Origin of the sequence: Nocardioides sp. N13(2025) (assembly GCF_051912545.1) — a bacterium.
In the GTDB taxonomy this organism is placed as follows: Bacteria; Actinomycetota; Actinomycetes; order Propionibacteriales; family Nocardioidaceae; genus Nocardioides.
The window spans coordinates 3,829,818-3,842,941 of sequence record NZ_CP196809.1; the positions used below are offsets into that span (position 1 = coordinate 3,829,818).

The following is a 13,124-nucleotide window of genomic DNA, read 5'->3' on the forward strand; positions in this document are numbered from 1 at the left end:
TCCGACATGCCGCGGCCGCCAGGGTGGCGGCATGTGACAGGTTCCCGGTCGATTGGCGTGTCGTGTGCCGCCAGGGAGCGGATGGCGGATGTCGTATGCCGCCACCCCCGGGCGAGGGACTGCCCGAGGAGCGGCACCCGCTCACATGGTCGGGTCGAGCCAGGCCAGCTGGGCGGCCTCGGTGCCGCGGTCGCGGGTGACGATGCGGGCGCGGCCCTCGGGGGCGGGCTGCGGGCGGATGTTGCCGATGAGCACACCCTCGTCGCGCGGGCCGGAGAGCATGACGCCGGGCATCGCGAGGTCGCGCAGCGACTGGATGACGGGCTCGTAGAGCGCGCGGGAGGCACCACCCGTGCGTCGCGCCACCACGACGTGCAGGCCGACGTCGCGGGCCTGCGCCATCAGCGGCTGGAGCGACGAGACGGGTGAGGACTGCGCGGTGGCGACCAGGTCGTAGTCGTCGACCACCACGAAGACCTCGGCACCGGTCCACCACGAGCGGTTGCGCAGCTGGTCGGGCGTGACGTCCGGCCCGGGGATGCGGCCCTCGAGGTAGGTGGCGATGTCCTTGAGCGTCGGCGTCGCCTGGGTGGCGGAGGTGAGGTAGTTGAGGAGGTACTCGTCGGGGACCTCGCCGAGCAGCGAGCGCCGGTAGTCGACGAGCACGATCTGCGCCTCCTTGGGCGTGCGCGTGCGCATGACCTCGTGGACGTACGCCCGCAGCAGGGCGCTCTTGCCCGACTGGCCGTCGCCGAAGACGAGCATGTGCGGCTCGCTGTCGACGTCGAGGCCGACCGGGGCGAGCTCCTTCTCGTTGATGCCGAGCAGGATGTGGCGCTCCGGCACCTGCCGGCGCACCGCGTCCTCGCGGATCGCCTCGAGGGTGACCTTCTCCGGCAGCAGGCGCAGCTTGGGGCCTTGCGGGCCCTTCCACGCCGCGACCATCCGGTCGATGAGGTCGTCGACGCCGTCGCCGAGGGTGTCCGCGTCGCCGTTGCCGTCGATGCGCGGCAGCGCGCCGAGGAAGTGCAGCTTGGAGGGGACGAGGCCTCGACCCGGTCGCCCGACCGGGACCAGCGCGGCGACCTTGCGGTCGACCTCGGAGTCGAGCGGGTCGCCGAGGCGCAGCTCGAGCTTGGAGCCGAAGACGTCGCGCATGGCGGCGCGGTAGTCGGCCCAGCGCGTGGAGGCGGTGACGATGTGGAGACCGAAGGTCAGGCCGCGCGCGGCCAGCTGCTGGATCTCCATCTCGAGGTCGTCGAACTCCGCGCGCAGCGTGCTCCACCCGTCGATGACCAGGAACACGTCGCCCCAGCCGTCGTCGGCGCGGCCCTGCGCGCGGCGCGAGCGGTAGGTCTCGATCGAGTCGATGCCGTTCTCGCGGAAATAGGCCTCGCGCCGGTCGACGATGCCCTCGACCTCCGCCATCACCCGGCGTACGACGTCGGGCTCCGAGCGGGTCGCGACACCCGAGACGTGCGGGAGGCGGGTGAGCGGCGCGAACGTCCCGCCGCCGAAGTCGAGCACGAAGAACTGTGACTCCAGCGGGGTGGTCACGAGCGCCATGCTGGTGACGATGCTGCGCAGGAGGGTGCTCTTGCCCGAGCGCGGACCACCCACGACGGCGACGTGGCCGGCGGCGCCGGTGAGGTTGAGCGTCATCGTGTCGCGGCGCTGCTCGCGCGGACGGTCGACCGTGCCGAGGGGGATGACCAGCCCCGGCACCTGGCGCCACTGCTGCGACGTGAGGCCGAGCTCGGGGTGCTCGGCGAGGTCGGGCATGAGCTCGTCGAGGGTGTCGGGGACGTCGAGCGGCGGCAGCCACACCTGGTGGGCCGCCGGGCCCTTGCCGATCATCCGCTGCACCGCGACGTCGAGGAGCGAGGGCTGCTCGCCCTGCTGCGGCTGGGGCGCCACCACCTCGCGGCTCTCGTCGGCGGTCGGCTCGAGCGCCTGCACCTCGGAGATCGTGAAGGGCAGGATGCCGCGGATCGCGCCGCCCTCGTCGCGGGTGACGCGGGTGCGGCTCGACGGGGGCCCCGAGACGTACGCCGCCTTGAACCGCAGCAGCGTGGACTGGTCGGGCTTGAGGTAGCCGAGGCCGGGGACGGCGGGCAGCTCGTAGGCGTCCGGGACACCGAGGACCGCACGGGACTCGCCCGCCGAGAAGGTGCGGAGGCCGACCCGGTAGGAGAGGTGCGACTCCAGGCCGCGCAGGCGGCCCTCCTCGAGGCGCTGCGAGGCGAGCAGCAGGTGCAGGCCGAGCGAGCGGCCCAGACGGCCGATGGCGACGAAGAGGTCGATGAACTCCGGCTTGGCCGAGAGCATCTCGGAGAATTCGTCGACGACGATGAACAGCGACGGCATCGGCTCGAGGGGCTCGCCGTTGGCGCGCGCCTTCTCGTAGTCGCGGACCGAGGCGTAGTTGCCCGCGTCGCGCAGCAGCTCCTGGCGGCGCGTCATCTCGCCCGAGAGCGCGTCCTGCATGCGGTCGACGAGGGTGAGCTCGTTGGCCAGGTTGGTGATGACCGCCGAGACGTGCGGCATGTCGGCCATGCCGGCGAAGGTCGCGCCGCCCTTGAAGTCGACGAGCACGAGGTTGAGCTGCTCGGAGGAGTGCGTCATGACGAGGCCGAGCACCAGCGTGCGGAGGAACTCCGACTTGCCGGAGCCGGTCGCGCCGATCACCAGCCCGTGCGGACCCATGCCCTGCTGGGCGGACTCCTTGATGTCGAGATGGATCAGGCCGCCGGAGTCGCCGATGCCGATCGGCACGCGCAGCCGGTCGCGAGCCGGGCGCGGGCGCCAGGCGGTCGCGGGGTCGTAGGTGAAGATGTCGCCGAGCCCGAGGAGGTCCATGTGGTCGGGCGTGGTCGAGGTGATGTCGACGGCCCCGCCGGCCGAGGCGGACTCCGCGCTCGCGGTCTTGAGCGGCGCGATGCGTCGGGCGAAGGCCTCGGCGGTCGCGAGGTCGCACTGGTCGGCCAGCGCCTTGATCGGCTCGCCCCGTAGGCGCAGCGCGCGCACCGGGCGCTTGCCCAGCTCATCGGGGGCGTCGGCGAACTCGAGTCGCAGGCGGGTGGAGTCCTCGAGCTCGTCCCACCGGCTCGGGAGGTCGAGCAGGGTCACGCCGTGGAGGCCGTCGGGCGGGACGATGTGGTTGCCGGGCGGCAGGTGGCCTCCGTCGATCACCAGCAGGATGTGCGGGGTCGCGGCGCGCTCGTCGGCGCCGAAGCGCGGCCGGTCGCTGAGATCGGGCGGGAGCAGGCTGCCGAGGTCGTCGAGCGAGGTGGAGACCAGGCGCATCGGGCCGACGGCGTCGGCCTCGCGGGTGCTCTGGGCGTGGGGGAGCCACTTGACCCAGTCCCAGTGGGTGAGGTTCTGCTCGGAGCTGAGCACCGCGACGATGAGCTGGTCGGGGTTCTGGAAGGCGGTCGCCGAGCAGATCATCGCCCGCGCGGTGGAGCGCACCTCCTCCGCGTCGCCGCACAGCTCGATGCGGTCGAAGGCCCGCAGGTCGATGGACGCCGGCAGGTGGGGCTGGAGCCGGTGCACGACCAGGAGCCGGTGCAGGGCCGACGCCGCGGCCGGGTCGACCTGGTCGACGGGTGCGCTCTCCGGCGGCACCAGGTCGAGCGACAGCGGCTGCGAGCAGAGGCCGTAGCGCACGTGCAGGAAGTTGTCGTCAGAGGCGGTGTGCTCCCACAGCCGGGTCCGGTCCTCGGCGAGGGAGGGGAGGGCCGCGGGCTCGGGGTGGTGCCAGTTGAGCGCCCGCCGCTGCTGGTCGGCCGCGTCGCGCGCCACCTTGCGGATGTTGCTGAGGTAGCGGAGGTACTCGGTCCGCGAGCCGGTGACCTGCTGGGCCCGCTGCTTACGCTGCCGGTCGATCTGGACGACGATGAAGCCCAGCGTGGCGAAGAGGAACATGCCGGCCGCCAGGAAGCTGCGGCCGCGGTTGGCCCCGCCGCCCATGGTGGCCACCAGCACGATCGAGCCGAGGCTGCCGAGCATCGGGATGGCGTTCATCAGGACGCCGCTCGCGCCCTCGCCCTCCTGCAGCTCCGGCGGGGGCTGCAGGACGATCTGGCCGCCGGGCATCTCGGGCTCGTCGAGCCTCTGGCCGCCACGCAGTGTCGTGCTCACGCATCCCCCGTTGCCTCACCCGATGAAGTCGCGACGATGATAGGTGCTCCGCTGCCGGCCGCCACTGCGACTACTCTCCAGCGGAGAAGCGCTCGATGCACGCGAAGGGGGAATCCGTGTCGGACGTCGCGATGCCCGGCTCTGCCGACGCGACCATCGCCGTGAGCATCCACGGCCCCGCCGGGGTTCTCGACCTCGTCGTGCCTGCCGGCGCGACCTCCGTCGACGTCGCCCGCGAGTACGCCAGGCAGGCGCAGCTCTCCGGCATCCCGCTGCTGCAGACCGCGGTCGGCGAGCGGCTCAACGCCGCCGTCGCCCTGGGTGAGGCCGGCGTGCAGCCCGGCGACGTGCTCGTCGCGACCAGCGGGGTGCACCGCCCCCGCAGGGTCACGCTGCTCCAGGCCGCCAAGAATGCACCCGAGAGCCCGCAGCTCGCGTCGATGATCGCGACGATCGCCGCCCTGTTCGCCGCCCTGGCCGCCTGGTACGCCGGTCGCGCCGGGGAGGACACGGTCCGCACCGTCGCGGTCGGGGTGCTGCTGGCCTGCGCCCTCGGCGGCGTGCTTCCGGTCGGACGCCACACACGCCAGCGCGCCGCCGCGGCTCCGGCCTTCGCAGCCGCGGCTGCCTTCGCGGCGCTCTACGAGCCCGGCGCCCACCTGCTGCCCGCGATCCTCGGGGCGGCGGGGATCTCCGCCGCCGTGGTCGCCGGCATCGGCCGTGCCCTCGCCACCGACGGCGACGAGACGAGCACCGTCTGGATCGCCGGCGGTCTCACGGTGTTCGCCTGCTGCGCCCTCCCGGCGTTCCTCGGCTGGGACGCGCGGGTCGCGTGGACCCTGCTGGTCCTCGGCTCGATGATGGCGGCCCGCTTCGCACCCTCGCTCGCCATCGACGTACCCGACGAGGCGCTGCTCGACCTCGACCGGCTGGCGGTCACCGCCTGGTCGGCGCGCGACAGCCAGCGGGCCGGGCGGCGCGGCCGGATCGTCGTCGGTGCCGACGCGATGCAGCGCATGGTCCACCGGGCCTCGCGCATCGTGACCGGTGCCTCGGTCGCCATCCTGGTCACCGTCGCGATCGCCAGCCCGCTGCTGCTCCGCAGCGCCACCATCGACCTCGACCGGATCGGGGCGCGGTGCCTGGTCCTCTTCGCAGGGTGCTCGCTGCTCCTGGCCGCGCGCTCCTACCGCCACGCCACCGCGCGAGCACTCCTGCGACTGGCCGGGCTGAGCGCCCTTGGCGCCCTGGCCGTGCACCTGGTCGCCGGTCCGGGTGCCCCGCTGGTCGACTCCTTCTTCTACGTGGTCGTCGGCCTCGGGGTCGTCGCCCTCGCCGCCGCGGTGGCGACCGGCCGCGGCTGGAGGTCGGTCTGGTGGTCGCGGCGCGCCGAGGTCGCGGAGTCGTCGTGCGGGAGCCTCGCGTTCGCGTCGGCGGTGGTCGCGGCAGGCGTGTTCCGGCGCCTGTGGGAAATCACCTCGTGAGGTTTAGCCCCGATCTCGTCGGGTAGATGCCCGTCAGCGCGGGGGGCCGGGACGTCTCCCCGAGCACCGGATCACCACCATCGGGTGGATCACTCACAACAAGGAACTCGGTCGGTTCGACCGCCGGGGGAAAAGGATCGACCATGAGCGAGTTGTACGGCCAGACAGAGAAGGCCCTCTCCAAGGGCGCCGACTTCGTCGACCAGGCCCGCGGAGACGTCAAGAACAAGTGCGGCGTCCTCTCCGGCAACATCCAGACCATGATGGGCGGATGGGGCGGCCAGGGTGCCACCGCGTTCAACAACCTGATGATCGCGTGGGACCAGAAGCAGGAGACGATCCTCAAGGCTCTCGACCAGCTCTCCGCGTCGATGAAGGAGACCGAGCGCGACAACGTCTCGACCGACGAGAACCAGTCCGCCACCCACGCCAACCTCCAGGGCCGCCTCGGCTGACGCCGGGCACCCCACCAGACACAGGAGATCATGATGAGCTTCGACGGAATCAAGGTCCAGCACGGCCACCTCGACGCCGGTGCCGCCGACGTGATGAAGGCGGCCAAGGACATCGAGGCGCGCCTCACCCAGCTCGAGAACGAGCTCAACCCGCTGAAGTCGGACTGGAACGGTAACGCCAAGATGGCCTACGACCAGGCCAAGGCGAAGTGGGACCAGGCGATGTCCGAGATGACCCTCCTGCTCCAGCAGGCCAGCCAGGGTGTCGACGCGTCCAACGCCGAATACAAGGCTGCTGACGCGCGCGGCGCCAACCGCTTCTGAACGCCACGCACTGCCGAGGCCGGTCGTCCCCAGGGGGATGACCGGCCTCGGACCATTTCCCGCGCGGCCGTCGCCTAGGCTGCACTCCGTTCAGTGCCCCTGCCCCTCGGGTGGGTGCAGGAAGCACATTCAGGGGGAACACCAATGAGTCAGGGGTCCTCGGTCGCCTCGGGCCTGGTCCGGGTGACCATCGCCTCGGGGTCGCGGCGGGTAGATCTGGTGCTGCCGGGGGCCATCCCGGTCGCCGAGCTCGTCCCCGAGCTGGCCCGCTCCGTCGGCCTGCTCGACGCCTCCACCGTCTACGGCGGCTACCGCCTGGTGACGCAGGACGGTCGGAGCCTCGCCGACAACGCCGGCCTGACGATGCAGGGCATCGAGGACGGCGGGCTGCTGACCGTCACCGCCGGCGTCGACGACAAGGCGCCCCGCGTGTACGACGACGTCGTCGAGGCGATGGCCGACGTCGTCGAGAACGAGCTCAAGCCCTGGGAGCCGGCGGCAGGCCGTCGTACGGCACTGGGCGCGGGCAGCATCCTGCTCGGCCTCGGCGCCCTGGCCCTGCTGCTGCAGGGCGAGAGCCTGCTCGGCGGGGTGGCCGCCGCGGTGATCGCCGGCCTGCTCGTGGTGGGCGGCGTGGTGCTGGCGCGGGCGCAGGACGAGCCCGAGGCCGGTGTGGTCGTCTCCCTGCTGGCGGCCCTCTACGCCGGCGTGGCCGGGCTGCTCCTCGCGCCCGGCGACCTGCCCGGCTGGAGCTGGCCCCTCGACGACGCGTTCTTCACCGACCCGCTGCTCTTCGCCGGGCTCGGGATCCTCGCCATGGGCGTGGTGGCCGTGGTGGGCCTGCAGGACGGGCGTCCGCTGGTGATCCCGGCGATCGTGGTCGGCGCGGTCCTGGTGGCCAGCTCGGTGCTGATCCGCGTCGCCTCGCTCGAGCCCGGCCCCGTCTACACCGTGCTGATGACCCTCGTCGTGCTGGCCGGCAGCATCTTCCCGTGGCTCGCCCTCGGGGTCACCGGCACCAACGTCGACCAGCTCTACTCGCTGCACGACATCACGGCCGACCCCGACGAGATCGACCCCGAGGAGGTCGCCGACGACGCGCGCGTGGGCCACGAGATCCTCCTCGCGGTCTCGGCCACCGTCGGCACCCTGCTGGTGCTCTTCGCCCCCTTCGCCGTCGGCCGCGGTGTCTTCGGCACGGTGCTGGCGGGGATCTGCTGCCTGGCCGTCATGTTCCGCACCCGGCAGTACCGCACCGGCGCCGAGGTGCTGGCCGGCCTCACCTCCGGGATCCTCGGCCTGGTGTCGGTGGCAGTCTCGATGCTGCTGATCCACGACGGGTGGCGCGCCGGCGCCGCGATCGGGCTGGCGGGCGTCGGTGCCGCGCTGCTCGCGCTGACGCTGGTGCCGGCCTCGGCCTCGGTGCGCCGCGGCCGGATGGGCGACATCGTCGAGACGTTCACGTTGCTGGCGCTCCTGCCCCTCATGGTCCTGGCCGCCGGCTTCGTCTCCGCCGTGGCGGGCTGAGCCGATGGCGACCAAGAAGGACCTCGTCGAGGCGCACGCCTTCAGCCGGCGCCGCCTGGTGACGGCGTTCGTCTCCGGCGCCCCCGGCGGCCGCGAGGTCGAGCCGGTGCGTCCCGGCCGGGTGCTGATCGGCGGCGTCGCGCTGTCCGTGCTGCTCCTCGCGGGCGCGGCGATCGCCGGGTTCCTGCTCGGCCGGCCGCCGGCCCAGTGGCTCGACGAGGGCAGCTTCGTCATCTCCAAGGACACCGGTGAGCAGTACGTCGTCCTGCGCGGCGGCGACGACCCGCTCCTGCAGCGGGTGCCCAACTACGTCTCGGCCCAGCTGCTGCTCCAGCGCGCGGACCTGACGCCCTTCACCGTGCGCGACAAGTACATCCGCACCGTCCAGCTCGGGGAGGACCTCGGCATCGAGGGCGCCCCGGCCGGGCTGCCGTCGGCCGACGAGCTCGTCGACGACGGCTGGACCGCGTGCACCGGGTCCGGCGTCGGCATCAAGGTCGCGGTCCAGGAGAAGCCCACGGTGGACGACCTCACCGGGTCGGCCTTCCTGGTCTCCACCAAGGGCCAGGAGTGGCTGATCGCGACGGCCCCCGACCTCGGTGGCCGGCCGGGGCGGGCCTACCGCTTCCCGATGCCGGCCGACCGGACCAGCGCCTCCACCATCGGCAACAAGCTCGGCTTCAGCGCCTCGCCGGTCGAGGTCGACGCCGACTGGCTCAACCTCTTCCCGCGCGGCGACGCGCTGGAGAAGGAGGCCTACGGCGTCACCAACGAGGGGCAGGCCGTGCCCTACGCCGACACCCGCACCGACCTGTCGAGGTACCGCATCGGCGACCTGCTGCTCTCCAGCACCGGGTCCTACTACCTGCTCGGCGACGAGGCTCCCGAGCGGCTGGGCGACTTCGCCGGCATGGTCTACGACGTCGTCGGCGCCCAGGCCACGCAGCTCGACGGCGACCTGGCGGCCGACTTCCGCGACCCGGAGTACCCCGCCGAGTGGCCCACCGGCCTCCCCGTCGCGGTCACGGGCAGCGCGCTCTGCGGGGTGCTCCACCCCGCCACCGGCACGGACCCCGCGGTCAGCCTCGCCACCAACCCGACCGGCGCCGCCGACCCGGCCGAGGTCTCCCGGGGCCGCCACGAGGTCGACGTCGCGCCCAGCGTCGGGGCCTACGTCCTGGCCGGCTCCGACGCCTCAGCTGCGGGCGGCACGCCCTACGTCATCGACACCAAGGGCGAGAAGTACCTCATCGGCCCGCAGGTCTCCGAGTTCATCGGCTACGCCGAGGTCGAGCCACCGCTGGTGCCGAGCACGTGGCTGGAGTTCTTCCAGCCCGGCGTCCCGCTGACGACCAACAGCGCGCGCCGGGTGCCCGAGGACGCTGCGCCGCCCTCGGACACCGAGGAGGACGCGGGGTCATGAGCCTGCGTACGACGCTCGCGGCCGGGGTTGTCGCCGCGTCCGTGGTGCCGGTGTGGGCCGGGGCGCCGGCGTACGCCGACCACGAGGCGCCGTGCTCCGCCGGCGAGGTGCCGGGCTCGGAGCCGCTGGCCGACACCCACACCTTGGACAACCCCGCCTTCGACCGGATGCACGTCGCGCAGGCGCAGGCGCTGGCGAGGGGAGCGGGCACCAAGGTCGCCGTCATCGACAGTGGCGTGATGCCGGTCCGGGGGCTCGACCGGCCCACCGCCGTGGCGGTCGGCGGGGCCTCGGGCGACGGCCTCCTCTCGGGCCACGGCACGATCGTCGCCGGCCTGATCGCCGGCCCGCACGGCGTCGCCCCGGACGCGGAGGTCCACGACTACAAGGTCTTCGACTCCGAGACCGCCGACCCCTCGCAGGGCCAGAAGGCGGTCACGTCGGCGGGCATCGTCGCCGGCATCGAGCAGGTCATCAGGGACTACCCCCGCGAGAAGTTCGACGTCGTCAACATCTCCCTCGCGGTCACGCAGGACGACCCGAAGCTCCGGGCCGCGGTGGCCCGGCTGGTGGAGCTCCCGCTGGTCGTCGTCGCGGCTGCCGGCAACGTCGAGGAGGGCGACGGCTCCGACGAGGAGGACTTCGCGGGCACCCCTGGCAACGACTCCGACGTCTACCCGGCCGACTACCCGGGCGTGCTCGCGGTGAGCGCGACCCCGCCCGACGGCGCCGACCCCCGCACCTACGTCGTACCCAACATGGACACCGACGTCGCGGCGCCCACAGTCGGCGCCATCTCGGCCAACGCCACCGGGCAGGTCTGCGTGGTGGGCGAGGTCGCGACGTCGTGGGCCGCGGCCGAGGTCAGCGGGATCCTGGCGCTGCTGACCGAGCACTTCCCGCGCGAGACCCCGAAGCAGCTCGTCGCGCGGCTGCAGGCCACCACAGAGGGGGCGGGCGCACCGGAGGGACCGGACGGCGTCGTGGAGAACCCGTGGACCGGAGCGGGAGTCGTGCAGGCCCACGACGCGCTCACCCGCGAGCTCCAGCCCGGCCGCCAGGGCAGGGTCGAGCGGACGGTCGCCGAGACCCGGGCCGACGCACAGGCACCGCCGGCGCCGGAGCGGGTCGACCTGTTCAGCACGCCACGTGCGATCCTGTTGTGGTCGGGGCTGGTCGCGGGGTCGCTCCTCGCGCTCGCCTTCATGCTGCGTCCGCTCCTGCGGCGCTGAGGCCGACGCATAGCCCATTGCGGGGATGCGCATACCCAAAACGTGATGCCATCGTGGGTCACGACCATCTCAAGGGGGGACCTGTCGATGACCGAGACCTTGCACGAGCCTGTGGCCGTGATCCTGGCTGGGGGCCAGGGCTCACGGCTGTGGCCGATCAGCCGTGACCGCGCGCCCAAGCAGTTCCAGCCGGTGGTGCGCGACCGGCCGCTCCTGACGGGCACGATCGAGCGCCTGAGCGAGATCGTGCACCCGAGCCGGATCCACGTCTCCACGCGCGCCCGGTTCGCCGACGCGGCCCGGGCCAACCTCGGGCCCGTCCCGCCGCAGAACCTGATCCTGGAGGAGGAGCCCGCCGGTCCGGCGACGGCGTTCGCGCTGAGCATCGCCACGCTGTCGCACCTCTACGGCAACGTGCCCGCGCTGATCGCGCCCTCCGACCACCTCATCAACGAGGAGGAGGCATTCAACGCCGCCTCGCGCGACATGCTCGCGCAGCTGGAGGAGACGCCCGCCTCGATGGTGGTGCTCGGCGCAGAGCCGACCCGCTTCGACCCGAGCCTGGGCTACATCCTCACCAAGGGCGGTGACGACCCGGTGCAGGTGATCCAGTCGTTCCACGAGAAGCCCGACCAGGAGACGGTGGACGAGCTGAGCGAGACGGGCTCGCTCTACTGGAACACCGCCTGCTACGGCGTGCACGTGGGGGAGGCGTGCGACGCCTACCGGACGGCGCTGCCGCTGATCTTCGACTCGATCGAGCGCTTCGCTCGCGGTCGGACGAGCGACCAGAGCTATCGCGGCGCGACGATCGGCGGCCACGAGATCTACCCGCTCATGTGGGCCGGGATGGAGTGCCTGGTGGTGCCGCGCCAGCTGGGCTGGACCGACGTGGGCACGTGGACGCGCCTCGAGCGGGTCCTGCAGGACCAGCGGGTGACGTCGATCGGTCCCGCCTTCCAGCTCGACGCCGAGGACACCCTCGTCGCGAGCATGGACGGGCGGCCGGTGGTCTCCCTCGGCGCCCGTGGTCTGATCATCGTCACGCACGAGGACGGGGTCTACGTCCTGGACAAGCAGAAGGCCCTCGACCCCGGCACGCTGGAGCGCCTGCGCTCCCTCCTCGCGGCCAGCAGCCGCGAGGACCTGCTCTGACCCACCCTGACGCACCGGACACACGACGCATCACAGCCACGAAGGAACGCCATGTCCTCCCAGAACAGCCAGCACATCGTCGTCGTCGGCACCAAGCCCGACATCATCAAGCAGGCGCCGATCTACCACGAGCTGAAGGCCCGCGGCCACGACGTGGTGCTGTGCCACACCGGCCAGCACTACGACCACAACCTCTCCCAGTCGATGCTCGACGAGTTCGGCGTGCGCGAGGACGTCAACCTCGAGGTGCGCGGCGGGGTCAACGACCTGGTCTCGGGCATCACGGCCAAGCTCGCGCTCTACCTGCGCGGCTTCGCCGAGCGCGGCGGCTTCCCGATCACGTACGTCCACGGGGACACCACCACGGCCATGGCGGGATCGCTCGCCACCTTCGGTGAGCGGCAGGCGCTGGTGCACGTCGAGGCCGGGCTGCGGACCCTGTCGCCGAAGCCGGAGGTCCTCCGCGGCTGGATCGAGCAGGGCCGCGACCTCGACTGGGCGTCGTTCCGGGAGCAGTCCATCGCCCGGGACAGCTGGTCCAAGGGCAGCAAGGAGCCCTCGCCGGAGCAGTTCAACACCCGCGTCGCCGACGCCGGCTCCGACCTGCACGCCGCCCCGGTGGAGCTCAACCGCGAGTTCCTCATCGACGAGGGCTTCGCGCCTGCCGCGATCGACGTGGTCGGCAACTCGGTCGTCGACGCGCTCGAGCAGGCCATCGCCGGCAGCGACAAGAACCAGGTGCTGGAGAAGTTCCCGCAGATGGGAGACGGCACGTTCCTGCGCTTCTGCGTCCACCGTCGCGAGAACACCACCAACCGTGCGCGGTTCAACCTGCTGATGGACGCGATGGAGCAGCTGCTGGAGATGGGCCACCACGTCCTCTTCATCCGCCTCCTCGGCACCGAGGCCGCGATCGACAACTTCGGCCGGCGCGAGTGGCTCGAGGACCTCGAGCGGAGGTACGGCGACGCGCTGATCACCACGCCCGTGTGGGACAGCTACCTCGACGTCGTCGCGGCGATGTCGATGTGTGCGGTGATCGTGACCGACTCCGGCAGCATCGTGGAGGAGGCCAACGTCCTGGAGGTGCCGTGCGTGACGCTGCGTTTCGGCTCGGACCGGTCCGAGACCTTCCTGGCCGGCAGCAACTTCCTCGCACCGCCCATCGACAAGGCGCTCATGGTCAGCGTGGTGCACAACGTCTTCGAGCACCGCGCCGAGCTGGAGTGGGAGCGCGTCTACCCCGAGAAGGCCTCGGCGATGCTGGTCGACGCGGTCGAGCGGCGCCTCGAGGACGACAGCCTGCTGATCTCCGAGGAGTGGCGCTACGGCCTGCGGGCCCAGCTGCGCTGATCCGACGCCCCACCCGGAATGGATTTCC

At 72.2% G+C, this 13,124-nt stretch carries 9 protein-coding genes; 8 read left to right on the forward strand and 1 reads right to left on the reverse strand.

Annotated features, from left to right (window positions below; translation table 11 throughout):
- Nucleotides 1–141: 141 nt before the first annotated feature.
- Nucleotides 142–4,143, reverse strand: a complete 4,002-nt coding sequence (eccCa, locus tag ACS3YM_RS18565) for a type VII secretion protein EccCa (protein WP_439937917.1) — start codon at nucleotides 4,141–4,143, stop codon at nucleotides 142–144.
- A 116-nt stretch (nucleotides 4,144–4,259) separates the two neighbouring features.
- On the opposite strand from eccCa, the gene ACS3YM_RS18570 reads away from it, so the two are divergent.
- From ACS3YM_RS18570 to ACS3YM_RS18605, 8 genes are all read left to right on the forward strand, one after another.
- Nucleotides 4,260–5,627, forward strand: a complete 1,368-nt coding sequence (locus tag ACS3YM_RS18570; RefSeq protein WP_439937918.1) for a hypothetical protein — start codon at nucleotides 4,260–4,262, stop codon at nucleotides 5,625–5,627.
- A gap of 143 nt (nucleotides 5,628–5,770) precedes the next feature.
- The gene (locus tag ACS3YM_RS18575; protein ID WP_439937919.1) at nucleotides 5,771–6,082 is read left to right on the forward strand and encodes a WXG100 family type VII secretion target; all 312 of its coding nucleotides are present in this window, start codon (nucleotides 5,771–5,773) and stop codon (nucleotides 6,080–6,082) included.
- Between the two features lie 33 nt (nucleotides 6,083–6,115).
- On the forward strand, nucleotides 6,116–6,406 hold the full coding sequence (locus ACS3YM_RS18580; protein ID WP_439937920.1) for a WXG100 family type VII secretion target: 291 nt from the start codon (nucleotides 6,116–6,118) through the stop codon (nucleotides 6,404–6,406).
- A gap of 144 nt (nucleotides 6,407–6,550) precedes the next feature.
- Nucleotides 6,551–7,933 (forward strand): type VII secretion integral membrane protein EccD, encoded by a 1,383-nt coding sequence (gene eccD, locus ACS3YM_RS18585; protein WP_439937921.1) that lies wholly within the window; start codon nucleotides 6,551–6,553, stop codon nucleotides 7,931–7,933.
- 4 nt (nucleotides 7,934–7,937) lie between these two features.
- Nucleotides 7,938–9,356, forward strand: a complete 1,419-nt coding sequence (locus tag ACS3YM_RS18590) for a type VII secretion protein EccB (RefSeq protein WP_439937922.1) — start codon at nucleotides 7,938–7,940, stop codon at nucleotides 9,354–9,356.
- Nucleotides 9,353–10,588 (forward strand): S8 family serine peptidase, encoded by a 1,236-nt coding sequence (locus ACS3YM_RS18595; protein WP_439937923.1) that lies wholly within the window; start codon nucleotides 9,353–9,355, stop codon nucleotides 10,586–10,588. The genes ACS3YM_RS18590 and ACS3YM_RS18595 overlap by 4 nt, the downstream gene beginning before the upstream one ends.
- Before the next feature lie 87 nt (nucleotides 10,589–10,675).
- Nucleotides 10,676–11,743: a sugar phosphate nucleotidyltransferase gene (locus ACS3YM_RS18600; protein ID WP_439937924.1), complete on the forward strand. Its 1,068-nt coding sequence runs from the start codon at nucleotides 10,676–10,678 to the stop codon at nucleotides 11,741–11,743.
- 51 nt (nucleotides 11,744–11,794) lie between these two features.
- Nucleotides 11,795–13,096, forward strand: a complete 1,302-nt coding sequence (locus tag ACS3YM_RS18605; protein WP_439937925.1) for a UDP-N-acetyl glucosamine 2-epimerase — start codon at nucleotides 11,795–11,797, stop codon at nucleotides 13,094–13,096.
- The last annotated feature ends 28 nt before the right edge of the window (nucleotides 13,097–13,124 follow it).

What these genes read in the sequence shown, in the direction of transcription:
- ACS3YM_RS18605 (WP_439937925.1), top strand. Translation starts at nt 11,795, where the DNA reads ATGTCCTCCCAGAACAGCCAGCACATCGTCGTCGTCGGCACCAAGCCC.
- ACS3YM_RS18580 (WP_439937920.1), top strand. Translation starts at nt 6,116, where the DNA reads ATGAGCTTCGACGGAATCAAGGTCCAGCACGGCCACCTCGACGCCGGT.
- ACS3YM_RS18600 (WP_439937924.1), top strand. Translation starts at nt 10,676, where the DNA reads ATGACCGAGACCTTGCACGAGCCTGTGGCCGTGATCCTGGCTGGGGGC.
- ACS3YM_RS18595 (WP_439937923.1), top strand. Translation starts at nt 9,353, where the DNA reads ATGAGCCTGCGTACGACGCTCGCGGCCGGGGTTGTCGCCGCGTCCGTG.
- eccD (WP_439937921.1), top strand. Translation starts at nt 6,551, where the DNA reads ATGAGTCAGGGGTCCTCGGTCGCCTCGGGCCTGGTCCGGGTGACCATC.
- ACS3YM_RS18590 (WP_439937922.1), top strand. Translation starts at nt 7,938, where the DNA reads ATGGCGACCAAGAAGGACCTCGTCGAGGCGCACGCCTTCAGCCGGCGC.
- ACS3YM_RS18575 (WP_439937919.1), top strand. Translation starts at nt 5,771, where the DNA reads ATGAGCGAGTTGTACGGCCAGACAGAGAAGGCCCTCTCCAAGGGCGCC.